Annotated in this window: 24 protein-coding genes; 13 read left to right on the top strand and 11 right to left on the bottom strand. The window is 73.3% G+C overall.

From position 1 onward, the window contains the following. Positions 1–40: 40 nt before the first annotated feature. Genes KZJ41_RS18570 through KZJ41_RS18560 form a run of 3 tightly spaced genes read right to left on the bottom strand, consistent with a single transcriptional unit; the run spans position 41 to position 2,793 of the window. The gene (locus KZJ41_RS18570; RefSeq protein WP_231772678.1) at positions 41–1,483 is read right to left on the bottom strand and encodes a condensation domain-containing protein; all 1,443 of its coding nucleotides are present in this window, start codon (positions 1,481–1,483) and stop codon (positions 41–43) included. 6 nt (positions 1,484–1,489) lie between these two features. After that, a complete protein-coding gene (locus KZJ41_RS18565) occupies positions 1,490–1,903 on the bottom strand; it encodes a SufE family protein (protein WP_006939577.1) in 414 nt (137 codons plus the stop codon). Further along, positions 1,900–2,793 carry a sulfurtransferase gene (locus KZJ41_RS18560; protein ID WP_029544657.1) on the bottom strand — a complete coding sequence of 298 codons (894 nt, stop codon included), beginning with the start codon at positions 2,791–2,793 and terminating at the stop codon, positions 1,900–1,902. Before KZJ41_RS18560 ends, KZJ41_RS18565 begins: the two co-directional genes overlap by 4 nt. 93 nt (positions 2,794–2,886) lie before the next feature. On the opposite strand from KZJ41_RS18560, the gene KZJ41_RS18555 reads away from it, so the two are divergent. Further along, on the top strand, positions 2,887–3,288 hold the full coding sequence (locus KZJ41_RS18555) for a group III truncated hemoglobin (protein WP_029544655.1): 402 nt from the start codon (positions 2,887–2,889) through the stop codon (positions 3,286–3,288). Here the strand turns inward: KZJ41_RS18555 and KZJ41_RS18550 are convergent. The 5 genes from KZJ41_RS18550 to KZJ41_RS18530 all read right to left on the bottom strand — a co-directional run bounded on the left by KZJ41_RS18550 (position 3,254) and on the right by KZJ41_RS18530 (position 7,209). Further along, on the bottom strand, positions 3,254–3,616 hold the full coding sequence (locus tag KZJ41_RS18550) for a cupin domain-containing protein (RefSeq protein ID WP_006939570.1): 363 nt from the start codon (positions 3,614–3,616) through the stop codon (positions 3,254–3,256). The genes KZJ41_RS18555 and KZJ41_RS18550 overlap by 35 nt on opposite strands. Before the next feature lie 9 nt (positions 3,617–3,625). Then, a complete protein-coding gene (locus tag KZJ41_RS18545; RefSeq protein WP_065922392.1) occupies positions 3,626–4,423 on the bottom strand; it encodes a class I SAM-dependent methyltransferase in 798 nt (265 codons plus the stop codon). 25 nt (positions 4,424–4,448) lie between these two features. Then, positions 4,449–5,105 carry a nucleoside triphosphate pyrophosphatase gene (locus KZJ41_RS18540; RefSeq protein ID WP_029544651.1) on the bottom strand — a complete coding sequence of 219 codons (657 nt, stop codon included), beginning with the start codon at positions 5,103–5,105 and terminating at the stop codon, positions 4,449–4,451. 2 nt (positions 5,106–5,107) lie between these two features. After that, positions 5,108–5,416: an acyl-CoA carboxylase subunit epsilon gene (locus KZJ41_RS18535; protein ID WP_065922393.1), complete on the bottom strand. Its 309-nt coding sequence runs from the start codon at positions 5,414–5,416 to the stop codon at positions 5,108–5,110. A gap of 152 nt (positions 5,417–5,568) precedes the next feature. Further along, positions 5,569–7,209 (bottom strand): acyl-CoA carboxylase subunit beta, encoded by a 1,641-nt coding sequence (locus KZJ41_RS18530; protein WP_006939566.1) that lies wholly within the window; start codon positions 7,207–7,209, stop codon positions 5,569–5,571. Positions 7,210–7,326: 117 nt separating this feature from the next. Here KZJ41_RS18530 and KZJ41_RS18525 point away from each other — a divergent pair, with 117 nt between their 5' ends. From KZJ41_RS18525 to KZJ41_RS18510, 4 genes are read left to right on the top strand one after another with little or no spacing between them, the layout of a single operon-like run. Then, on the top strand, positions 7,327–8,193 hold the full coding sequence (locus KZJ41_RS18525; protein ID WP_065922394.1) for a biotin--[acetyl-CoA-carboxylase] ligase: 867 nt from the start codon (positions 7,327–7,329) through the stop codon (positions 8,191–8,193). Positions 8,194–8,238: 45 nt separating this feature from the next. Continuing rightward, entirely contained in the window at positions 8,239–8,784 is a 546-nt protein-coding gene (locus tag KZJ41_RS18520) for a PH domain-containing protein (RefSeq protein ID WP_006939564.1), read from the top strand. 38 nt (positions 8,785–8,822) lie between these two features. Beyond that, the gene (locus KZJ41_RS18515; RefSeq protein ID WP_006939563.1) at positions 8,823–9,506 is read left to right on the top strand and encodes a response regulator transcription factor; all 684 of its coding nucleotides are present in this window, start codon (positions 8,823–8,825) and stop codon (positions 9,504–9,506) included. A 10-nt stretch (positions 9,507–9,516) separates the two neighbouring features. After that, positions 9,517–10,821: a HAMP domain-containing sensor histidine kinase gene (locus KZJ41_RS18510; protein ID WP_006939562.1), complete on the top strand. Its 1,305-nt coding sequence runs from the start codon at positions 9,517–9,519 to the stop codon at positions 10,819–10,821. Positions 10,822–10,903: 82 nt separating this feature from the next. Here the strand turns inward: KZJ41_RS18510 and KZJ41_RS18505 are convergent, their stop codons facing one another. Beyond that, on the bottom strand, positions 10,904–11,452 hold the full coding sequence (locus tag KZJ41_RS18505) for a GtrA family protein (protein ID WP_044476112.1): 549 nt from the start codon (positions 11,450–11,452) through the stop codon (positions 10,904–10,906). A 228-nt stretch (positions 11,453–11,680) separates the two neighbouring features. Between KZJ41_RS18505 and KZJ41_RS18500 the strand changes: the two genes are divergently transcribed. From KZJ41_RS18500 to KZJ41_RS18470, 7 genes are all read left to right on the top strand, one after another. After that, positions 11,681–12,883 (top strand): 5-(carboxyamino)imidazole ribonucleotide synthase, encoded by a 1,203-nt coding sequence (locus tag KZJ41_RS18500; protein ID WP_202917709.1) that lies wholly within the window; start codon positions 11,681–11,683, stop codon positions 12,881–12,883. Next, positions 12,876–13,379: a 5-(carboxyamino)imidazole ribonucleotide mutase gene (gene purE / locus KZJ41_RS18495; protein WP_006939559.1), complete on the top strand. Its 504-nt coding sequence runs from the start codon at positions 12,876–12,878 to the stop codon at positions 13,377–13,379. Before KZJ41_RS18500 ends, purE begins: the two co-directional genes overlap by 8 nt. Positions 13,380–13,389: 10 nt before the next feature. Continuing rightward, complete coding sequence (locus tag KZJ41_RS18490) at positions 13,390–14,571, top strand: sensor histidine kinase (protein WP_065922395.1); 1,182 nt, start codon at positions 13,390–13,392, stop codon at positions 14,569–14,571. A gap of 13 nt (positions 14,572–14,584) precedes the next feature. Continuing rightward, entirely contained in the window at positions 14,585–15,307 is a 723-nt protein-coding gene (locus KZJ41_RS18485; protein WP_029544636.1) for a response regulator transcription factor, read from the top strand. A gap of 142 nt (positions 15,308–15,449) precedes the next feature. Beyond that, a complete protein-coding gene (locus tag KZJ41_RS18480) occupies positions 15,450–16,214 on the top strand; it encodes an ABC transporter ATP-binding protein (RefSeq protein WP_006939554.1) in 765 nt (254 codons plus the stop codon). After that, positions 16,214–18,682, top strand: coding sequence for an FtsX-like permease family protein (locus KZJ41_RS18475; protein WP_102799817.1), 2,469 nt, complete (start codon positions 16,214–16,216; stop codon positions 18,680–18,682). The genes KZJ41_RS18480 and KZJ41_RS18475 overlap by 1 nt, the downstream gene beginning before the upstream one ends. A 10-nt stretch (positions 18,683–18,692) precedes the next feature. After that, positions 18,693–19,079, top strand: coding sequence for a hypothetical protein (locus KZJ41_RS18470; RefSeq protein ID WP_373566440.1), 387 nt, complete (start codon positions 18,693–18,695; stop codon positions 19,077–19,079). 12 nt (positions 19,080–19,091) lie between these two features. Here KZJ41_RS18470 and KZJ41_RS18465 read toward each other — a convergent pair whose 3' ends face one another. Then, positions 19,092–19,799 (bottom strand): TIGR03089 family protein, encoded by a 708-nt coding sequence (locus KZJ41_RS18465; protein WP_043801451.1) that lies wholly within the window; start codon positions 19,797–19,799, stop codon positions 19,092–19,094. Between the two features lie 14 nt (positions 19,800–19,813). Then, the gene (locus tag KZJ41_RS18460; protein ID WP_081637050.1) at positions 19,814–21,349 is read right to left on the bottom strand and encodes an LCP family protein; all 1,536 of its coding nucleotides are present in this window, start codon (positions 21,347–21,349) and stop codon (positions 19,814–19,816) included. Positions 21,350–21,596: 247 nt separating this feature from the next. Here KZJ41_RS18460 and rfbD point away from each other — a divergent pair, with 247 nt between their 5' ends. Further along, positions 21,597–22,457 carry a dTDP-4-dehydrorhamnose reductase gene (gene rfbD / locus KZJ41_RS18455; protein ID WP_029544624.1) on the top strand — a complete coding sequence of 287 codons (861 nt, stop codon included), beginning with the start codon at positions 21,597–21,599 and terminating at the stop codon, positions 22,455–22,457. The last annotated feature ends 10 nt before the right edge of the window (positions 22,458–22,467 follow it).

The raw sequence follows: 22,467 nt of genomic DNA, 5'->3' as shown, positions 1-22,467 counted from the left end.
TAGCCCCTACACCCTACGGGTCGCCCGGAACCCGGCAACATTACCGGCCGGTAGCGGAAGCGCCCTCGTTCCCGTGTTCCGGCGTGTCCCACTCGCGGCCCTCGCTCGCCTCGTGCATCAATTCCCGGACCCGCTCGACGAACGACGGCACGTTGGCCGCGGCGGTCGGCGTGTCGGGAAACCGGCCCGCCAGGTTCACTCCCTTCGGGCTGCGGTTGAACCACAGGAACACGTCGTGCGTGTAGCTGCGGCTGCGCAGCGTCCGGGCGTTCCACTGCGGCCACTGCGCGGCCATGGGGACGAAGCGAACGTCCATGTAGGACACCAGGAATCGCGGTCGCATGGGTACCTCGAGCAGTTCGCCGACCAGGTCGAACGGCACCCGGGCGCTCGCCCGCGTGCGGCGCAGCTCGGCGCCGGCGCGCGCCGTGAGCGTCGCGAAGTCCGTGGCCCCGGCCGCATCGATGTCGACCGGGCGCAGTCCCACGAACCAGCCGAGGGCCCCGGCCCACATCGGACCGCTGCGGGTGTGGGACGGCGCGATCGTCCGGAACCGGTCGACCCCGGCGAGCTCGACCGTGGCGCGGGCGAGGCACGCGAGCGTGCCGGCGAAGAAGCCGTGCCCGGCCTCCCGGCAGCGGGCGGCGAAGCGGTTGGCCCGGTCGTCGTCGAGCATCCGCATCGACAGACGGCGCTGCGGCACCGCACCGGCCGGCCGGGGGCCGAGGGGCAACGGGAACTCGGGCATCGCGCCGCCGCCGGCGGTCAGGGCCTCCCGCCAGATCCGCACGGCCTCGTGCTCGCCGGCCAGATCGGCGGCGTCCGCCCGCTCCGCGGCACCGAAGTCGATGTAGCTGCCCACGGGGAACAGTCCGGCCGGCCGGCCGGACCGCTCCTGCTCGTACAGGGCCGTGATCTCGTGGGCGACCAGCACGACCGAGTAGGCGTCGGCGACGGCGTGGTCGGCGGCGAAGAACACCGTGAACGACGCCGCGGACGCGTCCCCGTCCTCGGGCTCGAGGGTGGCGAAGACATACGCCGGCCACGTGTGCGGCTCGGTGCAGTCGGCCAGCAGTTGCTCGAGGTGCTCGCGGATGTCGTCCGGGGCGGACGGCAGGTGCCGGACGAATCGGACCGACACCGCGCCCGGCGGCGCGGTCCGCCGGGTCACGCCGCCGGAGCCGACGGCGCCGTCACCGCTCAGGACGACCTGGCTGCGCAGCGGTTCGTGCCGGTCGATCCACCGCTCCAGGGCGCGCCGGAACGGCTCCTCCTCGAGGCGTCCCGCGACCTCGAAGGCGGTGCCCAGCCACGCGTCCGGGACGTCGCCGTACCGGCTGCCCGCGGTGCGCCGCAGATGTGCCTCGTGCACGTACGACACCGGTCGCGGATCGGTGCTCCAGGCATCCGCTGCGACGCACGGCAGCCATTCGGTCAGTACACCCGCCGGGATGGGGTAGTCCTCGAGTTCGGTGAACTCCATGGCATCTCAGGAACGCAGATGCCGCTTGATGCGCGCCAGCATCGCGCTCATTCCCCGCAGGCGCAGCGGGCTGACCGCGTCGGCCAGCCCGAGGGCCGAGTAGAAGTCGTCGGGCACCTCGAGGATCTGCTCGGCGCTGAGACCGTCGAGCCCCTGATGCAGGATCGATGCGAATCCGCGGGTGGTCGGGGCCTCGGGGGGCGCGCTGAAGTGCAGCCGCACGTGCTCCCGGTCGGCCGTATCGACCGACAGGAACAGCGGCGACTGACATTCGGGGACCGGCTCCATCGCCGCTTCCTCGAGCTCGGCCGGGATCGGCGGGAGTTCCCGGCTGAACTCGAGCAGCAGCTGCAGCTTGTCCTGGCCCTCGACGGCGGCGAAATCGTCGACGATCTCGGCGAGGGGAGCGGGCAGGGTCACCGGGCCGGCACCTCTCCGGGCTCCTCGCCCTTGACGATCGGCACCCGCACCGCGTTGCCCCACTCGGTCCACGACCCGTCGTAGTTGCGCACGTGCTGGTAGCCGAGCAGGTAGGTCAGCACGAACCAGGTGTGGCTGGACCGTTCCCCGATGCGGCAGTAGGCGATGACGTCGGAGTCCGGCGCGATGTCGGCGTAGATCTCCTCGAGCTCGGGGCGCGACCGGAACCGGCCGTCCGGCGCCGCCGCGCGGGCCCACGGGATGGACACGGCCGTGGGGATGTGGCCGCCGCGCAGGGCGCCCTCCTCGGGGTAGTCCGGCATGTGGGTGCGCTCGCCGGTGTACTCCTGCGGGGAACGCACGTCCACGAGCGGGCCCTTGCCGAGATGGTCCAGCACGTCGTCCTTGAACGCCCGGATCGCGGCGTCGTCCCGCTCGACCACCGGGTAGCCGGTGGTGGTGCTCACCGGGATGTCGAGGGTGGTGTCGCGGTTCTCGGCGATCCAGGCGTCGCGGCCGCCGTCGAGCAGGCGCACGTCCTCGTGGCCGAACAGGGTGAACACCCACATCGCGTACGCGGCCCACCAGTTGGACTTGTCGCCGTAGACGACGACCGTGTCGGTGCGGCGGATGCCCTTGCGGTCCATGAGGGCGGCGAACCGCGTGCCGTCGATGTAGTCGCGGGTGACCGGGTCGTTGAGGTCGAGATGCCAGTCGATCTTCACGGCGCCGGGGATGTGGCCGACGTCGTAGAGCAACACGTCCTCGTCCGATTCGACGACCTTCACCTCGGGCGCACCCAGATGGGCGGACAGCCACTCCGTCGACACCAGGCGGGTCGGATCGGCGTAGGCGGCGAAGGACGGGTTGGCGTCGGGCGCGACGGGCACAGGTGGCTCCTGAGGCAGTGGTGACAGTTCGGTGATCGGCAATCCGGTGACGACGAGGTGCGCCGTCGATTCTAGGCGGTACCGTCGGGACACGTGCTGCGCTCCCCGTCCGCCCCGACCGACCTCGCGACGCGCGCCGACATCGATCGGCTGCTGCGCCGGTTCTACGACCGGGCGCTGACGGATCCGGACCTCGAGGCGGCGTTCGCGACGCTGGCCGTCGTGGGTCTCGACGAGCACCTGCCGGTCGTCGGGGACTTCTGGGAGCAGGTCCTGTTCGGCACCGGCCGTTATCGGGGCCGGCTGGTTCCGGTGCACACGGCCCTGCACCGGCAGCACGGTCTCGGCGCGGCGCGCTTCGACCGCTGGGTGCGGTTGTGGACGGACAGCGTCGACGCGCTGTTCGCCGGCGCGAACGCGGACCGGGCCAAGGCGAAGGCGGCCGCGATCGCGGCGGCGCTCAGCGCGCAGCTGGATCGAGCATCGTCAGCATGAGCCGGGACGGCTCGACGGCCCGCACCGCGTGCGGCAGGCGGGTGGTCATGTGCACCACCCCGCCGGGCTCGAGATCCACGGTGCGCCCGTCGGCGGTGACCTGCAGGTGGCCCGTGAGGGCCTGCAGCAGCACCGGGAACGCGGCCGTGTGCTCGCGCAGTTCCTGCCCGGCGTCGAACGCGAAGATCACCACGCGGGCGCCCTCGGCCACGAGGACGCGCTGTGGGCGCGGCCGGTCGGGGTAGGGCTCGACGGCGTCGCGGACGTCGGCGAGATACGACAGGGCGGGGGTCGCGGGTTCGGGCTGCGGCGCGGCGGCGGGGCTCACGACCGCAGGCTACCGCGGCTTCGTCGCGACGATCGCCACGGCCGCGATCGACCTGCGGTACGTCGTGAACGTCGCGCGCATGCCCAGCACCCGCGTGCGGGCGTCGCCGTCGCGCAGCACGTTGCGCACGAAGCGCAGGGTGCCGAGGACGCCCTCGTCGGCGACGAACCGGGCGGGCTGCAGCAGCGCCATCGGGGCGAGCCGCACGACGTCGACGCTCAGGCCCGCCTCGGTGAGCACGGTTCGCCACTCGGCGACGGTGAGCGGCCGGGCATTGACCTTGATGGACCGGGCCAGGCCCTGCCGGATCTCCGTCTTCACCGCATCGTCGAGCTCGTCGGGGACGAGGGCGAGTTCGTGGATCGCGTACCGGCCGCCCGGGCGCAGCGTCCGCACGGCCTCGGCGACGATGCGCGCCTTGGCCGCGTCGGTCTGCATGGTGAGCATGGCCTCCCCGACGACGACGTCGGCGCCGGCGTCGGGGAGGCCGGTGGCAGCGGCGTCCGCGACGACGCAGCGGCCGCGGTCGCCGATCGCGGCGCGGGTCAGCTCGGCCGCGGCCTCGTCGTGTTCGACGCCGGTGTACGACAGCGGCGCCAGGTCCAGGATCTCCCGCGCGGTGCGGCCGAGGCCGGGCGCGAGTTCGACGACGTCGCTGCCCTCGATGTCCGCATCGACGAGCAGGCGGGTGGTCATCCCCGCGCCTCCGGGGCGCAGCACGCGCTTGCCGAGCCGGGCGAGCAGCCAGTGGCCGGGCAGGTGTGCGGAGTCGCGCTCGGACATGGGCAGGGCACGGGAATCGCTCATGCCCCGATGGTAAGGCAAGGCAAGCCTAAACTGAAGGGCTTTCGGCCGTGTTCGCGGCCCACAGCCGCGCCACCGACACCCCCACGTCGGCCAGGAGCCGACGCACCAGCGGCAGGCCGATCCCGATCACCGAGGAGGGATCGCCCTCGATGCGCTCCACGAACCAGCCGCCGAGGCTGTCGAGCGTGAACGCCCCCGCCACCTGCAGCGGCTCGCCGCTGGCCAGGTACGCCTCGAGGTCGTCCGCGGTGGGGCGGCCGAAGTGGACGGTGGTGCTGCTGTGGTCGGCGGCCTGGGCGACGACCTCGCCGTCCCGCAGGCGCAGGACGCTGTGCCCGGTGAGCAGGTCGGCGCTGCGTCCCGCCATCGCCCGCCAGCGCTCGCGCGCCACCTCGACCGTCCCCGGTTTGCCCTGCAACTGCCCGTCGACGAGCAGCATCGAGTCGCAGCCCACGACGAGGGTGTCGTCGCCGAGGCTGTCCCGGACCAGGCCGGGCACCACGTCCGCCGCCTTCGCGCGAGCCAATTCGGTGACCACCACCGCGGGCGGTGCCCCGGGACCGAGTGCGGCGGCGAGCGCATCCTCGTCCACCGCGGACACCCGCACGATGGGCGCGACGCCGGCCGACCGCAGCACTGACAACCGGGCCGGGGACGCCGACGCGAGCACCAGCCTCGCCATGATCAGCCCAGGTTCGGGTACGAGTACGGCGAGAACGGCGCCGTCCGGCGGTGCATCCGGGTGGGGTCGCCCCACGTCTCGCGCGGGCGGTCGTCCCCTGCCGGGGCGGCGGACCCGGAGGCCGCGGCGAGCACCGCCACCAGCGCGGCGATCTCGACGTCCGAGGGCCGGCCCTTGACGATCCGGATCGCCGCGGCCGCCTCGGGAGCGGCGGTCTCGGCCGCCGGCGCCGCCGCCGGGGCCTCCTCGGCCGCCGCGACCTCGGTCACCTCGGTGTCGATGATGGTCTTCTCCTCAGCTACCGCAGTCACAACACACCTCCCGGGAGGCTACCGGAGCCGGTGGGCAGGACGCAGGAGCGGGATCGCTGCGCGTTCGAAGTCATGTCGTCCCTCTCGTGGGGTCGTGGCCCGGCCGGCTCGGAAGGACCGAGCCGGCCGGGATGGTCTCGGCCGTGCGGCCGTCAGAGGGGGATGTTCCCGTGCTTCTTCGGCGGAAGCGTGACCATCTTGCGCTCGAGCAGCCGCAGGGCCGCCACGATCTGCCCGCGGGTGTGCGACGGCGGGATGACTGCGTCGACGTAGCCCCGCTCGGCGGCGACGTACGGGTTCACCAGGGTGTCCTCGTACTCGTTCTGCAGCTCGAGGCGCAGCGCGTCGACGTCCTCGCCGTTCTTGGCCGCCTCGAGCAGGCGCTTGCGGTAGACGAAGCCGACGGCACCGGAGGCGCCCATGACGGCGATCTGCGCGGTCGGCCAGGCCAGGTTGACGTCCGCGCCCATGTGCTTCGAGCCCATCACGTCGTACGCGCCGCCGTAGGCCTTGCGGGTGATGACGGTGATCTTGCCGACAGTGGCCTCGCCGTACGCGTACAGCAGCTTGGCGCCGCGGCGGATGATGCCGTTGTACTCCTGCTCGGTGCCCGGCAGGAAGCCCGGCACGTCGACGAGCGTGACGATCGGGACGTTGAACGCGTCACAGGTGCGCACGAAGCGCGCGGCCTTCTCCGACGCGTCGATGTCCAGGCAGCCGGCGAACTGGGTCGGCTGGTTGGCGACGATGCCGACGGACCGGCCGTCGACGCGGCCGAAGCCGACGATGATGTTCTGGGCGCGCTCGGCCTGGACCTCGAGGAACTCGTCGTCGTCGAGCAGGCGACGGATCACCTCGTGCATGTCGTACGGCTGGTTCGCCGAGTCGGGAATCAGCGTGTCGAGCTCGATGTCCTCCTCGGTCAGCGACTCCTCGATCGACCCGAGGATCGGGTCGGTCGGCTCGGTGCGCGGCGCGGCGGCCTGGTTGTTGCTCGGCAGGTAGGACAGCAGGTCCTTGACGTAGTCCAGGGCGTCCTGCTCGCCGTCGGCGACGTAGTGCGCGACACCGGACTTGACCATGTGGGTGTGCGCGCCGCCGAGATCCTCCATGGTGACGTCCTCACCGGTGACGGTCTTGATGACGTCGGGACCGGTGACGAACATCTGGCTGGTCTGGTCGACCATCACCACGAAGTCGGTCAGGGCGGGGGAGTAGACGTGTCCACCGGCGGCCGGGCCCATGATCAGCGAGATCTGCGGGATCACCCCGGAGGCCTGCACGTTGCGGTGGAAGATCTCGCCGTAGAGGCCGAGCGAGACGACACCCTCCTGGATGCGCGCGCCCGCCCCCTCGTTGATGCCGATCAGCGGGCGGCCGGTCTTGAGCGCCAGGTCCATGACCTTGACGATCTTCTCGCCGTAGACCTCGCCGAGGCTGCCGCCGAAGACGGTCGCATCCTGCGAGAACACGCACACGTCGCGGCCGTCGATGGTGCCGTAGCCGGTCACGACGCCGTCGCCGACCGGGCGGTTCTCGGCCAGGCCGAAGTTGGTGCTGCGGTGCCGGGCGAGCTGGTCGAGCTCGACGAACGAGCCCTCGTCGAGCAGCGCTTCGATGCGCTCGCGGGCGGTCAGCTTGCCCTTCGCGTGCACCTTCTCGACGGCGGCCTCACCGCTCGGGGCCTGAGCCTGAGCCTGGCGATTGCGCAGGTCCGCCAGCTTGCCGGCAGTCGTGTGGATATCGGGCGTACTCGCCGCCTCGGGCGCGGACGGCTCCTGGACAGTGGTCATGGCCCATGAGCTTAGCGAGCGTCAGTCAGCGATCGCGCACCGAGGCCCCGCTTGTGTTGAATCATTGAACTGAAGCTACCGGCGAGTACGTTTCGCTGCCCATCCTAGGCTGTGCGGATGCCCACCGAACCCGAACCGCAGCGCCCGCCCGTCGACCCCGCGCCCGTGCGGCGCGAGCTGGATGCCGCCCGGCTGCGCGCCGCGCTCGTGCGTGGCGCCGACCCCGACGCGTTCTACCGGCGCCTCGACGTCGTCACCGAGACCGCCTCGACCAACGCCGACCTGCTCGCGGCCGCCCGCGAACCCGGAGCCGACCGCCGCGTCCTGCTCGCCGAGTTCCAGCACGGCGGCCGGGGCCGGCACTCGCGTGGATGGACCGGTGTTCCCCGCGCCCAGGTGATCGTCTCGGTGCTGCTGCGCATGCCCGGCATCGACCTCGCCGACCTGGGCTGGCTGCCGCTGCTGGCCGGCATCGCCACCGTCGACGCGATCCGCTCGGTCACCGGAGTGGACGCCGAACTGAAGTGGCCCAACGACGTGCTCGTCGAGGGCCGCAAGGTGGCCGGCATCCTCGCCGAGGTCGCCGGCACCCACCCCGAGCCCGCCGTGGTGGTGGGCATCGGCCTCAACGTCTCGCTCACCGAGGACGAGCTGCCGGTTCCCACCGCGACGTCGCTCGCGCTCGCCGGGGCGACCGAACTCGATCGCACCGCACTCGCCGAGGCCCTGCTGCGCGAACTCGGCCGCCGGTGGGAGCAGTGGTACGTCGCGGGCTGGGACGTCGCCGGGCTGGCCGCTGCCTACCGCGACCGGTGCGGCACGCTCGGCCGCCGGGTGCGGGCGGTCCTGCCGGGCGACACGGAACTGCACGGCGTCGCGGTCGACATCGACGAGCAGGGCCGCATCGTCATCACCCCGGACGACGGTGGCGAGCCGATCGCGGTGTCGGCCGGGGACATCACCCACCTGCGCCCGGTGCCCTGACCCGGCACGGGCGCCCGGCGCCGCGGCTGTGCCATCGTGTCCGGCATGGGATACCCGGAGGACGCCCTCGCCCCCGAGGAACGGCTGCTGCTGCACCGGCACCCGCACTGGAAGATGCTCATCGTGCCGGCGGCGATCTTCCTGGTCGCCACCGCGCTCGCGGGATTCCTGCTCGGCCTGAGCCAGGCCCGGCTCGACGGCTCCACCGCGAGCACGCTGACGATCGTGCTCGCGGTGCTGTGGGCGGCGATCGTCGCTTGGCAGTGCCTGGCGCCGCTCGTGAGCTGGCTGTCGACCCACTTCATCGTCACCGACCGGCGGGTGCTCGTCCGGCAGGGCGTGCTCACCCACTCCGGCATCGACATCCCGATGGGCCGCATCAGCAACGTGCAGTTCCGGCACGGCCTGCTGGACCGGATCCTGCGCACCGGCACCCTCGTCATCGTCTCCGCGGCCGACGATCCGCTCGAGTTCGACGACATCCCCGACGTGCAGCGCGTGCATGCCCTGCTGTACCAGCAGGCGTTCCACGCCGACCCGGCGCGGGACCGGGAACCCCGACCCGACGGGCCGAGTCGCAAAGCCTGGTAACGCGCCGGACGGCCGGTGCCGATCCGTACGCTGGATCCGTGACCGCAGTCCTGCTCGCCGAAGACGACGAAGCCATCGCCGCGCCCCTGTCCCGGGCGCTGGGCCGGGAGGGATACGACGTCACCGTCGAACAGACCGGTCCCGCCGCGCTCGAACGGGCCCTGTCCGGTGACTACGAACTGCTCATCCTCGACCTCGGGCTGCCCGGCATCGACGGCCTCGAGGTGTGCCGGCAGATCCGGGCCCACCGCTCCGACCTCGCCGTCCTGATGCTCACCGCCCGTACCGACGAGGTCGACTTCGTCGTCGGCCTCGATGCCGGCGCCGACGACTACGTCGGCAAGCCCTTCCGGCTCGCCGAACTCATGGCCCGGGTCCGGGCGCTGCTGCGCCGCCGTGGCGGCGGCGAGCCCGAGGACATCGTCGAGGTCGCGGGGATCCGGCTCGAGCGGGCGGCCCGGCGCGTGCTCGTCGACGGCTCCGAGGTCACCCTCGCCAACAAGGAGTACGAACTGTTGCGGGTGCTGCTCGAGCACGCCGGCCAGGTGGTCTCGCGGGACGTGATCCTGCAGGAGGTGTGGGGCGACGCCGACCTGCGCGGGTCCAAGACTCTCGACATGCACATGTCCTGGCTGCGCCGCAAGATCGGTGACGAGGGCCCGGCCGGGGAGCGGCGCATCGCCACCGTCCGCGGCGTCGGCTTCCGCCTGAACACCGACTGACGGGACCGGAGTGCGCCGCCGAATCCTGTTCGCGGTCCTCGCGGGCTCGTTGCTCGTGGCCCTGCTGCTCGGAGTCCCGCTCGCCTACACCGCCTGGCTGTTCGTCGAGGACACCGCTCGCAGGGACCTGCAGGACCGGCTCGACCGCATGTCCGCGGAGATCATCGCCCAGGAGGGCGCCGACGGCCTGGTCGTCGGCGGCCTCGACACCAGTTCGCTGCGGCTCGTCGTTCCCGACGGCGGCCGCCTCCTCGTCGTCTACCCGACCCCCGAGGACGCCGCGGCCCGCCTCGACATCGGCGCCGCCGCAGTCCCGAACCCCCTGGTCGAGTCCCTGTCGATGGGAACGTCGGGATCCCTGCGGCTCGAGGCGCCGTCCGAGGACATGCGCCTGCTGCAGCGGCAGGTCCTGGTCGGGGTGACGCTGCTGGTGCTGTTGTCCATGGCCGTCGGCGCCGTCGTCGCCGTCGTCACCGCGCGGCGGCTGGCCGACCCTCTGCGCGACGTCGCGGCACGGGCCCGCCGGCTGGCTGAGGGCGACTTCCGGCCCGATCCACGCCGGCACGGCATCCCGGAACTCGACCGCGTCTCGGACGTCCTCGACGCCGCGACCGTGGAGATCGCCGGGCGCCTGCAGCGGGAGCACGCCCTCGTCGGCGACGTCTCGCACCAGCTGCGGTCCCGGCTGACCGCGGTGCGGCTGCGCCTCGACGAGCTGTCCACCCACGCCGACCCGGCCGTCGTCGAGGAGGCGGAGGAGGCGATGCGCCAGGTGGACCGGCTCACCACCGCCATCGACGAGCTGGTGCGCGCGTCCCGTAACAGCGGCTCCGAGCTGCGCACCGAGGTGTCCGTCGTGGGGGAGCTGGCGGGGGTGATCGCGGACTGGCGGGGGCCCTACAAGGAGGCGGGCCGGGAACTGCTGCTGAGCGGGGATCCGTCGCTGCGCAGCCGCGTAACCGGATCCCGGCTGCGCGAGGCCGTCGCGGTGCTGGTCGACAATGCCCTCATGCACGGCGGTGGAACGTGCACGGTGTCCGTGCGGCGGGTATCGACCCACGGCGGCGGATCGACCGTGTGCGTGGAGGTGACCGACGAGGGTGACGGCGTCAGCGACGAGCTGGCCCCGCACATCTTCGACCGCGGCTTCTCGGGTACCGGCTCGACCGGGGTGGGACTCGCGCTCGCCCGTGCCCTGACCGAGGCCGACGGCGGGCGCCTGGAACTGCAACGCCGGCGGCCCGCCCTGTTCGCCCTGTTCCTCGGCTCGACCCGCGACGAGTCCGCCCCCGCGGGGATCCGGGAACCACGCTGACCCGCGGCGGCGGGGACCGGATTCGGCTGACCCGCGGCGGCGGGGACCGGATTCGGCTGACCCGCGGCGGCGGGGACCGGACTCAGGAGTGTCCCAGGCCTTCCTCGGCGAGTTCCTCGTGCTCGGGAACGTCGTCTCCGCCGGGGTTCATCTCCTCCGGGAACACGAAACGGCGGAAGCACCAGAACCGGAAGATCATCTGCAGCAGATTGCCGATGAGATAGGCGCTGACGAAGTCGGCGATGTTCTCCATGGTGAGGCTGACGTTCGGCACCCGCAGGTCGAACACGTAGCTCGAGATCCACAACGGGATGAAGCTGAGGACCACGCCGATGCCGCTGACGGCGAAGAACAGCAGCGCCTCGTGGTGCCGCTCCCGGCCGCCCCGGTTCTTGAACGACCATTCCCGGTTGAGGACGTACGAGCAGATCACGGCGATCACCCCGGCGATGACCTTGGCGGTCACCGGCTTCTCCTCGAGCACCGTGAGCTTGAGGGTGTAGAAGATGACCGAGTCGACGACGAAGGTGGTGCCGCCGACGATCGCGAACTTGATCAACTCGTGGTGCCGCAGCAACAGGCCCCGCAGAGGCTCGGGGACTCGGTTCACGGCAGCATCGACGAAAGACACCCGGACGAGTCTACGAAACCGGGATCCGAACACACGAACCCGCGGGCGGTTTATCAGCTTTACCACAGGAACGACGGGGTGTCGCGCGGGAGCGCGGCGCCGCGCCCGCCGCCCGCTGTGACACCATGGAGAGCCGTGACCGCTACACCCCCGGACTCGGCCGCCGCGACTCCCGCCTCCGCGGCCGGCGACGCCCCTTCGCACCCTCCCCGCACGCTGCCCACCGGTATGCCGGTCGTCGCGATGGTCGGCGGCGGCCAGCTCGCCCGGATGACCCACCAGGCCGCGATCGCGCTCGGCCAGACCCTGCGGGTGCTGGCCGCGAGCCCGGACGATCCGGCCGCGCGGGTCAGCCCCGACGTGGTGCTCGGCAGCCACACCGATCTCGACGCGTTGCGCAGTGCCGCGACCGGCGTCCACGCCTTGACCTTCGACCACGAGCACGTGCCCACCGAGCATCTCGAGGTGCTCCAGCGCGAGGGCGTCAGCGTGCAGCCGCCGCCGCAGGCCCTGATCTACGCGCAGGACAAGCTCGCGATGCGCCGGCGCCTCGCGGAGCTCGGTGCCCCGGTGCCGCCGTTCACCGAGCTCACCTCGGTCGACGACCTCACCGCGTTCGGCGACGAGCACGGGTGGCCCGTCGTGATCAAGTCGGCGCGCGGCGGCTACGACGGTCGCGGTGTGTGGATCACCGACGACGTGGACGAGGCGCAGCGGATCGTCGCCGAGCAGCTCGCGGCCGGGGTGCCGCTCATCGCCGAGGAGAAGGTCTCGTGGCGGCGGGAGCTGTCCGCGATGGTCGCGCGCTCGCCGTTCGGGCAGGGCGCGAGCTGGCCCGTGGTCGAGACCGTGCAGTTGAACGGGCAGTGCGCCGTCGTCATCGCGCCCGCCCCGAACCTGCGGGCCGACATCGAGGCCGGCGCCGAGCAGCTGGCCCTGCGCATCGCCGCCGAGCTCGGTGTGGTCGGAGTCATGGCGGTCGAACTGTTCGAGACCGAGACCGGCGAGCTGATCGTCAACGAGCTCGCGATGCGGCCGCACAACTCCGGGCACTGGGGCATGGACGGCGCCCGCACCGGGCAGTTCGAGCAGCACCTGCGCGCGGTGCTGGACTACCCGCTCGGCGACACGTCACCGATCGCCCCGGTGACGGTGATGGCGAACGTCCTCGGCGCCCCCGAGGCGCCCGCGATGAGCATGGACGAGCGGCTGCACCACCTGTTCGCCCGGATGCCCGACGTGCGTGTGCACCTCTACGGCAAGGGCGAGCGCAAGGACCGCAAGATCGGGCACGTCAACGTGCTCGGGGACGCGTCCGGGTCGATCGACGACCCGCAGTACGTGGCGGCGGTGCGCGAACGCGCGGAACGCGCGGCGCACTGGCTCTCGCACGGAGTGTGGACCGACGGATGGGATTCTCACGGTGACTGACGGAGCACAGGTCGGCCTGATCATGGGCAGCGACTCGGACTGGCCGACGATGGAGGCCGCCGCCGAGGCGCTCGTCGAGTTCGGCATCCGCTTCGAGGTGGGGGTCGTCTCGGCCCACCGCACCCCGCAGCGCATGCTCGACTACGCCCGCGACGCCGCCGGACGCGGCATCAAGGTGATCATCGCCGGCGCCGGTGGTGCCGCCCACCTTCCGGGCATGGTCGCCTCCGCGACCCCGCTCCCGGTGATCGGCGTGCCCGTCCCCCTGAAGTACCTCGACGGCATGGACTCGCTGCTGTCGATCGTGCAGATGCCTGCCGGGGTGCCTGTCGCGACCGTCTCCATCGGCGGCGCCCGCAACGCCGGCCTGCTCGCCGCCCGTATCCTCGGCGCAGCCGACCCCGCGCTGCGGGGCCGGATGGAGCAGTTCCAGGCGGGCCTCGAGCAGATGGTGCTCGAGAAGGACGACGCGTTGCGGCGGAAGCTGCTGGGCTGACGGCCGCGCCGTGCCCGCCCCCACTCGCCTCGAGCGGTGGTACCGGTGGAGCGGCACCCACACCGGCACCATCGACGCGGTCCTGGCCGCTCTGCTGACCGCCTTCGGGTTGCTCGTCGTCGCCACCTCCGAGCCCGGCTGGTGGGACGCGGTCCTCGTGCTCGTCCTGAGCGTGCCGCTGGCGTGGCGGCGCACCCGGGTGGTGCCGGCCACGGCCGTGGTCGCCGCCGCCGCGTTCGTGCACCTGGCGACCGTGCCGACGGTCAGCCCCGTCGCCCCGGTGGCCGTCCCGGCGGCGGTCTACGCCCTCGCCGCCTACGGCCCGCGGTGGGCGAGCACCCTCGGCCTCGCCGCGGCGGTCGCCGGCGGTGCCCTCGCGGGCATCCGCTACCTCGGGAACATCGAAGACCGCTCCGCCCTCGGCATGGCCGTGTCCGCGGTGTTCGTGGTCGTATTCCTCGCCGGGGCATGGGCGTTCGGGCGTATCCGGAATCTGCGCCTGGAGGAGATGGCGAACCTCAGCGAGCGCAACCGCCTTCTCGAACTCGAACGGGAGAAGGAGACCGAGCTCGCCGCGCTCGGCGAGCGCACCCGCATAGCCCGGGAGATGCACGACATCGTCGCGCATTCGCTGACCGTCGTGATCGCCCAGGCCGACGGTGGCCGGTACGCCGCCCCGCAGCACCCCGAGGAGGCCGTGTCCGCGCTGACGGCCATCGCCGACACCGGCCGGCGCGCGTTGAGCGACATGCGCTCGCTGCTGGCGGTGCTGCGCGAGGACGGACCCCGCGAGTTCCGCGTCGCACCCGGGCCGGACGACCTCGACGAGCTGATCGCCGATCTGCGGGGCGGCGGGCTCGACGTCGAGTTCACGGTCACCGGTCCGCGGCGCGACCTGCCCGCGGGCACGGGCCTGACCGTGTACCGCATCGTGCAGGAGGCGCTGACCAACGTGCTGCGGCACGCCGGCCCCCGCGCCCACGCCCGTGTCCGCCTCGCATGGCTGCCCGAACGCGTGGAGGTGGAGATCGTCGACAACGGTCGCGGCGCGGCGGCCCTCGTCGAGCCCCGCCCGGGCGGGCAGGGACTGATCGGCATGGCGGAACGCGCCCGGCTGCACGGCGGCGCCGTGTCCGCCGGTCCGGCGCCGGGCGGCGGCTACCGTGTCCATGCGCTGCTTCCGTACCACTGAGAGGAGAGAGACCGTGCCGGACTCGGGCCCGGAGCCGAGACCCGTCCGGGTCGGTCTCGTCGACGATCAGCACCTCGTGCGGGCCGGCTTCCGGATGGTGCTCGACTCGCAACCGGACCTGACGGTGGTCGCCGAGGCGGCGGACGGGCACGCCGCCCTCGACGCGCTCGCACGGGCCGAGACGGACGTGGTGCTGATGGACGTGCAGATGCCCGGCCTGGACGGGATCGAGACCACCCGCCGGCTGCTCACCCGCCCGCACGCGCCGAAGGTGGTGATGCTCACCACCTTCGACACCGAGGAGTACGTCGTCTCCGCGCTCGGCGCGGGCGCGAGCGGGTTCCTGCTCAAGGACGCGCCGCCGGAGGATCTGCTCGCCGCGGTCCGCACGGTGCACCGCGGCGACGCGGTGATCGCGCCCCGCGCCACCCGCCGTCTGCTGCGGCACGTCGGTCCGCTGCTCGGGGGCGACGGCGCGCCCGATCGTCGTCCGGCCGTGCGGGTTCCGCCGGAGTTGACCCCGCGTGAGCTCGAGGTGCTCGTCGCGATGGCGCACGGCCTCACCAACGCCGAACTCGCCGAACGCTTCGTGCTGTCGGAAGCCACCGTGAAAACGCATGTGGGGAGGGTTCTTTCGAAGACAGCGTCGCGGGACCGCGTGCAGGCGGTGCTGTTCGCGTTCCGTGCGGGACTGGTCCGGCCGGAGGATCTGCTCGGCGCGGCGGACGGACCGTGAACCTGCGGGCGCACGGCTGCGCGGCTCCGGCCGTCCGCCCGTCGTGGTCGCGGCCGGTCATACCACGGTAGGACCCGCGGCGGCCGGAAGATCCGCCCGCGCTCCGATGTGCCGGTGCGGCGCGGTTCCTAGCGTCGACGGCATGGACGACAACGATGTGGGAACCGCCGCCGTGCGTGCGGAAGAGCTGGTGAAGGTGTACGGCCGGGGCGACGCCGAGGTGCGTGCGCTCGACGGGGTGAGCGTGGCCTTCGAGAAGGGAGCCTTCACGGCGATCATGGGGCCGTCGGGATCCGGGAAGTCCACCCTCATGCACTGTCTCGCCGGGTTGGACACCGCGACCTCGGGGCGGATCTTCCTGGGGGACGACGAGATCAGCGGGGCAGGGGACCGGCGGCTGACCGAACTACGGCGCGACCGCATCGGATTCGTCTTCCAGGCGTTCAACCTGCTGCCCGTGCTCACGGCCGAGGAGAACATGCTGCTGCCGATGCGGCTGGCCGGGCGGCGACCGAGCGACGAATGGCGCGACCACGTCGTCACCCGCCTCGGCCTCGACGGGCGGCTGCGGCACCTGCCGCACGAACTGTCCGGCGGCCAGCAGCAGCGGGTCGCCGTCGCGCGGGCCCTGCTGCCCCAGCCCGATGTGGTCTTCGCCGACGAACCGACCGGGAACCTCGACTCCCGCTCCGGGGCGGAGGTGCTCGGCCTGCTGCGGGCGAGCGTGCGCGAGACCGGTCAGACCGTCGTCATGGTCACCCACGACCCGGTGGCCGCGTCCTACGCCGACCGCGTCGTGCTGCTCGCGGACGGCCGGCCCGCCGGCGAGATCGCCGCGCCCACGCCCGACACCGTCCTCGACACGATGCGCCGCCTCGGCACCGCCGCGCTCCAGGAGGTGCGCTGATGCGACGGCTGGCGCTCGCCCAGGCCCGGGCACACGCCGGCCGGTACCTCTCCTCGGTCCTCGCCGTCCTCGTCGCGGTCGCCTACGTCGTGACGACTCTCGTCCTCGGAGACACGGTGCGCGCCGGGGTGACCGATTCGCTCGCGGCCCAGTACCGCGGCACCGAGGCCGTCGTCACCGCGCCCGAGTCGCCGCCGGCGCCCGTCGAGCGGCCGCAGGAGCTCGCGGCCCGGGTGGCCGCGGTGCCCGGCGTGAGCGCCGTCGCGGTGGACCTGACCGCGCCGGTGCGCTACACCGGTCCCGAGGGTGTGCCCTCGTACGCCGACGTCACCTCCGTCGGGGGCGACGAGGCCCTGCGCTGGCAGCGGCTGGCCGACGGCCGATGGCCCGCCGCCGATTCCGAGATCGCGGTCGGTTCGACCACCGGTGTGCCGCTCGGCACGGTCCTGACCGTGACGGATGCCGAGGGCGGCGAGCCCGCGACCGTGACGGTGGTCGGGCAGGTCGATCTGGCCGGAACCCCGCAGGCCGCGGACGCGGCGGTGTTCGGGACCGGAGCGCAGGTCGACCGATGGGCCGGCGGCGCACCGGGGTGGGAACTGCGCCTGGCGGGGGACGGCACCGTCACCGCCGCCGACCTCGTCGACCGGGTGTCCGAGGCGCTGCCCGGATGGACCGTCCGGACCGGCGCCGAACGGTCCGCCGCAGTGGCCGCGCGCTACTTCGGCGACGCCGACCTGCTGCGCAACGTGCTGCTCGCGTTCGGGGCGATCGCCGTCGTGGTGTCCGCGCTCGTGATCGCCAACACCTTCGCGGTCGTGCTCGCCGCCCGCACCCGGGAACTGGCCCTCATGCGCTGCGTCGGGGTCACCGCCGCACAGGTACGGCGCAGTGTCCTGCTCGAGGCGCTGCTCGTCGGCGCCGTGGCCTCGGTTGCGGGCGTCCTCGCCGGAATCGGGCTCGCCGCGGCGGTGGTCGCGGCGGCCCGGGCGTGGGACGCACCGCTGCCCATCGGGTCGCTCGCGGTCGGGCCCCTCACCGTCGTCGTCGGCCTGCTCGTCGGCATCGTCGTGACGGTCCTGGCCGCCACCGGCCCCGGACGGGCCGCCACCCGCGTCGCGCCGCTGGCCGCGCTCCATCCGATGGAGAGCACGCCGGAGCCGGCACGGTCGTCCTGGTTGCGCCGCATCGTCGCGACGGTCGGCCTCGTCGCCGGGGCCGTGCTGCTGACCGCGGGCGTCCTGGGAGTCAACGTCCTCGTCGCGTGTGCGGGCGGGCTGCTCGCATTCGTCGGATTCCTCGCCGCGACCCGGCGCATCGTCCCGGCGGTCGTGCAGGGTGCGGGGCGTGCCCTGGCGCGGATCGGCGGGCCCGTGGGCGAGCTCGCCGCCGGCAACGCGGGCCGCAATCCGCGCCGCACCGCCGCCACGGCAACCGCGCTGATCCTCGGCGTCACCCTCACCGCGACGATCGTCGTGGGCGTGGCCACGGTGAAGGCGAGCGCGCCCGCGGCCATCGACGGCCAGTTCCCCGTCGACGTGACCGTCACGGCCGCCGGCGACGAGGGCCTTCCGGCGGGCCTCGGCGAACGCCTGCACACGATCGACGGGGTCGCGGAGACCGCGGACCTGCAGGCGGTCACCCTCGCCGTCGGCGGAGTGGACCTGCGCGTGCTCGGCGTGGATCGGGTCGACGTCGGCCGCACCCTGCGCACCGACATCACGCTGCCGGGACCGGGGGAGATCGCCCTGTCGCCCGACGAGCGTGCCGGACGCGGCGTGTCCGCGGGTTCCCGGCTCGACGTCGCCGGAGAGCGGGGGCGTCGGACCCTCACCGTGGTCGACGGCACCGAGGGCGCCCCGGCCCTCGTCGATGACGCCGACCTGCCCGCGCTGACCGGGGCGACGCGCACCGAGGCGGTGTGGCTGCGGCTGGCCGACATCGACGACGACGCGGCGATCGCCGCCGCGCAGCGCGCCGTCACGAGCGCCGCGGCCGAGGCCGCCCCGGGCAGCGAGGTCGGCGGCGCCGTCGCGATGCGCCGCACCATCGAGCAGGTGCTCGACACGATGCTGCTCGTGGTGGGCGGCCTCCTGTCGGTCGCCGTGCTCATCGCCCTGATCGGCGTCGGCAACACCATGGCCCTGTCGGTGCTCGAGCGGCGCCGGGAAACGGGACTGCTGCGGGCCGTCGGGCTCGGCCGCGGCGGCATCCGGTCGCTGCTCGTGCAGGAGGCGCTGCTCGTGGCAGGGGTGGCCTCGGGCCTCGGCGTCGCGCTCGGACTGATCCTCGGTGTCGCCGGGACCGCGTCGGTGTTCGGCGTGGACAAGCTCGTCCTGCCGTCGGTGCCGTGGCTGCAGCTGCTGGGGATCGTCGTCGCCGGCGGCGTGGCCGGTGTGGTCGCGGCGCTGCTTCCGGCGCGGCGCGCGGCGGCGGTGTCGCCGGTGGAGGCACTGTCGGCCGGATAGGCTCGGGCCCGTGAGCCCCCGCGACGCGCGTGCCGACCTGCAACGGTCGCGCGCGTCGCGGGGCGACGCGCAGGCCCGGGCGGTGACGGCCCTGGCCCTGCTGTGGGCTCGGGGATGGGGCGGCCGCGTCGGCTTCGACGACGAGTTCGGACTCTACGTGTGCACCGGGATGCGCAGCGGCTACGCCCGCTCGGGCACGACGATCGGCGGGGTGTTCCTCACCGGCCGGACACCGTCGCGCCGGATCCTGCGGCACGAGGCGGTCCACGCCGATCAGTGGGCGCGGTACGGGGCGGGATTCGCCGTCCGCTACGTGTGGGAGGAGCTGCGCCACCCGGGTGCTCGCAACCGGTTCGAGATCGAGGCCGGCCTCGCCGACGGCGGCTACGTCGCCTGAGCCTGCCGCGCGTCAGCCGTTCAGCCGGGCGGTGACCTTCTCGCTCTCGACCCGTCGGTCGGTGGCGGCGGGATCCGGGTTGCTCACCTGCACCAGCGACGCGCCGACGGCGAGGACGGCGAGCAGGCCGTCGATCAGCGCCTGCGGGGTGCCCCAGTCGCGGCTCGACAGCACCCGGTCCGCGCCGGTGATGCCGGCGGCCGCGGCCGCGTCCCGGGCCGCCGCGATCACCTCGCCGGCCGTCCGTCCGTCGAGCACCGGTCCGCCGTCCCCGGCGGAGCGGAACTGGTCACCGTGCACCCGCACGTGCGTCGCGTAGTCGGTGACCCCCACCGGCAGGTCCGGCACGGGCCGGCCGAACGCGTCGAGCGAGAGGACGGCGACCTCGGCGACGTCCGCGACATCGTCGAGACGGTCCGCGCTGACCAGCGCGAGGTCCGCGTCGTCGGGTTCGAGCACCACCTCGGCGCCGGCCCACCATGCGCCGAGCAGGACCGCGGCACTCTGCCAGTGAGCCGGGAGCAGGACGGCCACCCGGCCGCCGGGCAGCAGACCGAACTCGTCGCGCACCATGTTCGCCGTCTTGGCGGCCCAGTTCGCCAGGGTGACCGCGGACAGCTCGATCCGGGCGCCGGACGCGTCGTCGTACCACGTGATGCGGGGGCCGGCCGGGTCGGCGGCCAGGATCGGATCGAGCAGGGTGTCGGTCAGGGTGGTCACAGCTTCCTCGTTCCTCAGTTCACGCAGCGGGGGCCGGCGGAGCCGGCGTCGATCGGCGGGGCGGCCGGGACGGACGTCGGGGTGGCCCCGGCGCTCACGAGATCCGATCCGGAGGCCACGGAGGTGACGTTCGCATCCGTGCCCGGCCCCGCGTAGTCCGCGGTGAGCACCACCCGCACCGTGTCGGCGTCGAGCGACGGGTCGGCGGCGGTGGCCAGGCCGCCGAGCGCCTCCGCGACGGCACGCGCCTGGTCGGACTCGGGGTCGGCGGCGAAGACCGTCGACTCGTCCACCGCGCGGCCGGTGTGGTTGCCGACGCCGCCCTCGACGAAGCCGTCGCCGACGAGCACGGCCGCGACGCGGGAGGCCAGGCCGCCGACACCACCGGCGTTGGCGACGTCCACCGTGATCGTGCCGGCATCGACCTCCGGTGCCGCGCTCGTCGTCGGCTGCGACCCGTCGTCGCCGGAGCCGGGATCGACGAGGTCGGCGACGAAGCGGCGCACCTCCTCCGGATCCACCTGCACCACCGATTCGCCGTAGTCGGTCATCGCGTTGAGGTCCTGGACGGGGATCGTGGAGAACTGCACGGCGCCGCCGGCGAGGTCCTGCATCCGGGTCGCCAGGTCGAGGATGTCCCAGTCGGAGTCCAGGACCACCGACCTCTGCACGGCCGCGCTGAGCTGGTTCAGCTTGGACGGGTTGCTCAGCGTCTTCGCGCTGAGCACCTTCTGTACGAGTGAGGCCATGAACACCTGCTGGCGCACGATTCGGTCCAGGTCGCCGCGCGGCAGGTCGTGGCGCTGCCGGACGAAGCTCAGGGCGTCCGCGCCGTCGAGGGTCTGCTCGCCGGCGGGGAAGTTCGCCCCGGACAGCGGCTCGTCGACGGGGTTGTTCAGGCACACGTCGACGCCGCCGACGGCATCGGTGAGCAGCACGAACCCGAGCAGGCCGACCTCGGCGTAGTGGTCGACGGTGACGCCGGTCAGGTCGGCGACCGACTCGACCAGTGCCTCCCGGCCCGCCTGCGTGGCCGCCTTCTCGGCGGCCGCATCGGACTCGCCGGCCTCGACGAGCCGCAGCCGCTCGGTCTCCTTGGTGGCGCCGAACGCGGCGTTGATCTTCGACATCCCGATGTCGGGCACCTCGACGTAGGTGTCGCGTGGGATGGAGATGGCGGTGGCCGAGGTGCCGTCGAGCGGCACCCGGACCAGGATGATCGTGTCGGTGTTGTTGGCCACTTCCTCGCCGGCCCGCAGCGCGTCGAGTTCGCGCTGGGACAGCGGATTGCCGTGCGCGTCGGTGCGGCTGTCGGTGCCCACCAGGAGGATGTCGAGGGCGCCGTCCCGGCCGTCGCCCAGGGTGAGCCCGCCCACCGTGGCGAGCGACGAGCGCAGCGAATCGATGCCGCGCCATGCGACGCCGGTGACGACCAGGGTGAGCGCCGCGGCGACGCTGACGGCGATCCGCAGCGGGCGGCCGCGGAAGACCCCCGATCCTCCCCCCGCGTCGCGCGCCGGCACTCGGCGTGTGGGCGGCTCTGGCGGCACCTGGCGGTCCTCTCGTCGGGCGTCGGCGGTCGCACCCAGGCTACTGCCGAGACCGCGGCCCTTGTGGCACCCGCCGCGGCGTGCCCGGCTCGTACCGGGTGACAGCCGCGACGGCTACCGGGTGACAGCCGCGACGGCTACCGGGTGACAGCCGCGACGGCTACCGGGTGACAGCCGCGACGGCTACCGGGTGACAGCCGCGACGGCTACCGGGTGACAGCCGCCCCGGCGTGCCAGACTCGTGCCCGTGCAGACCGTTCTCGTCACCGGAGCCCGCGGACAGCTGGGCCGTCACCTGCTCACCCGCGGCGCCGCGGCCGGCCTCCCGATCCGGGGCGTCGGCGCGGAGGAGGCGGACATCACCGATCCGGATGCCGTCGCCGCGCTCGTCGAACCGGGCGCCGTCGTGCTCAACTGCGCCGCCTACACCGCCGTCGACGCGGCCGAGACCCATGTGGAGGACGCCGCCGCGGTCAACGAGTGGGGACCGGCCCATCTGGCCGCCGCGTGCGCCGCCGCCGGAGCGCACCTGATCCACGTGTCCACCGACTACGTGTTCGCCGGCGACGGGGACCGCCCGTACCGGGTCGGCGATCCGACCGGGCCCCGGACCGTCTACGGCCGGACCAAGCTCGCGGGGGAGCGCGCGGTGCTCGACCGGTTGCCGACCGCCCACGTGGTGCGCACCGCGTGGCTCTACACCGGCGAGGGCAACGACTTCGTCGCGACGATGCTGCGGCTCGAACGCGAACGCGACACCGTGCGCGTCGTCGACGATCAGGTCGGCTGCCCCACCTACGCCGCCGATCTCGCCGACGGCCTCCTCGAACTCGCCACCCGCGCCGGTGCGGTGCCCGGCGGGGTCCTGCACGCGACGAACTCCGGGCAGGCCAGCTGGTTCGACCTCGCCCGTGCGGTGTTCGCCGAGGCGGGCGCCGACCCGGGCCGCGTGCAGCCCTGCGGCAGCGACGAGTTCGTGCGGCCCGCGCCCCGCCCGGCGTACTCCGTCCTCGACGGCAGCGCGTGGGCCGCGGCCGGGCTGACGCCGCTCCGGCCGTGGCGGCCCGCGCTGCACGCCGCGATCGGCGCCCTGCGGGCCAGGGCGTGATTCGGCGGGA

Source organism: Rhodococcus sp. 11-3 (assembly GCF_023704055.1).
Taxonomy (GTDB): Bacteria; Actinomycetota; Actinomycetes; order Mycobacteriales; family Mycobacteriaceae; genus Rhodococcus; species Rhodococcus aetherivorans.
Note: the sequence above shows the minus strand (reverse complement) of the source record. Positions and strands in the feature narration are given on the sequence as shown.

Bases quoted from the DNA above. Each gene is read 5' to 3' on its own strand.
- KZJ41_RS18530 (WP_006939566.1), bottom strand. From the start codon at position 7,209: ATGACCACTGTCCAGGAGCCGTCCGCGCCCGAGGCGGCGAGTACGCCC.
- KZJ41_RS18480 (WP_006939554.1), top strand. From the start codon at position 15,450: ATGGACGACAACGATGTGGGAACCGCCGCCGTGCGTGCGGAAGAGCTG.
- KZJ41_RS18545 (WP_065922392.1), bottom strand. From the start codon at position 4,423: ATGAGCGATTCCCGTGCCCTGCCCATGTCCGAGCGCGACTCCGCACAC.
- KZJ41_RS18500 (WP_202917709.1), top strand. From the start codon at position 11,681: ATGCCGGTCGTCGCGATGGTCGGCGGCGGCCAGCTCGCCCGGATGACC.
- KZJ41_RS18540 (WP_029544651.1), bottom strand. From the start codon at position 5,105: ATGGCGAGGCTGGTGCTCGCGTCGGCGTCCCCGGCCCGGTTGTCAGTG.
- KZJ41_RS18475 (WP_102799817.1), top strand. From the start codon at position 16,214: ATGCGACGGCTGGCGCTCGCCCAGGCCCGGGCACACGCCGGCCGGTAC.
- KZJ41_RS18525 (WP_065922394.1), top strand. From the start codon at position 7,327: ATGCCCACCGAACCCGAACCGCAGCGCCCGCCCGTCGACCCCGCGCCC.
- KZJ41_RS18570 (WP_231772678.1), bottom strand. From the start codon at position 1,483: ATGGAGTTCACCGAACTCGAGGACTACCCCATCCCGGCGGGTGTACTG.
- KZJ41_RS18520 (WP_006939564.1), top strand. From the start codon at position 8,239: ATGGGATACCCGGAGGACGCCCTCGCCCCCGAGGAACGGCTGCTGCTG.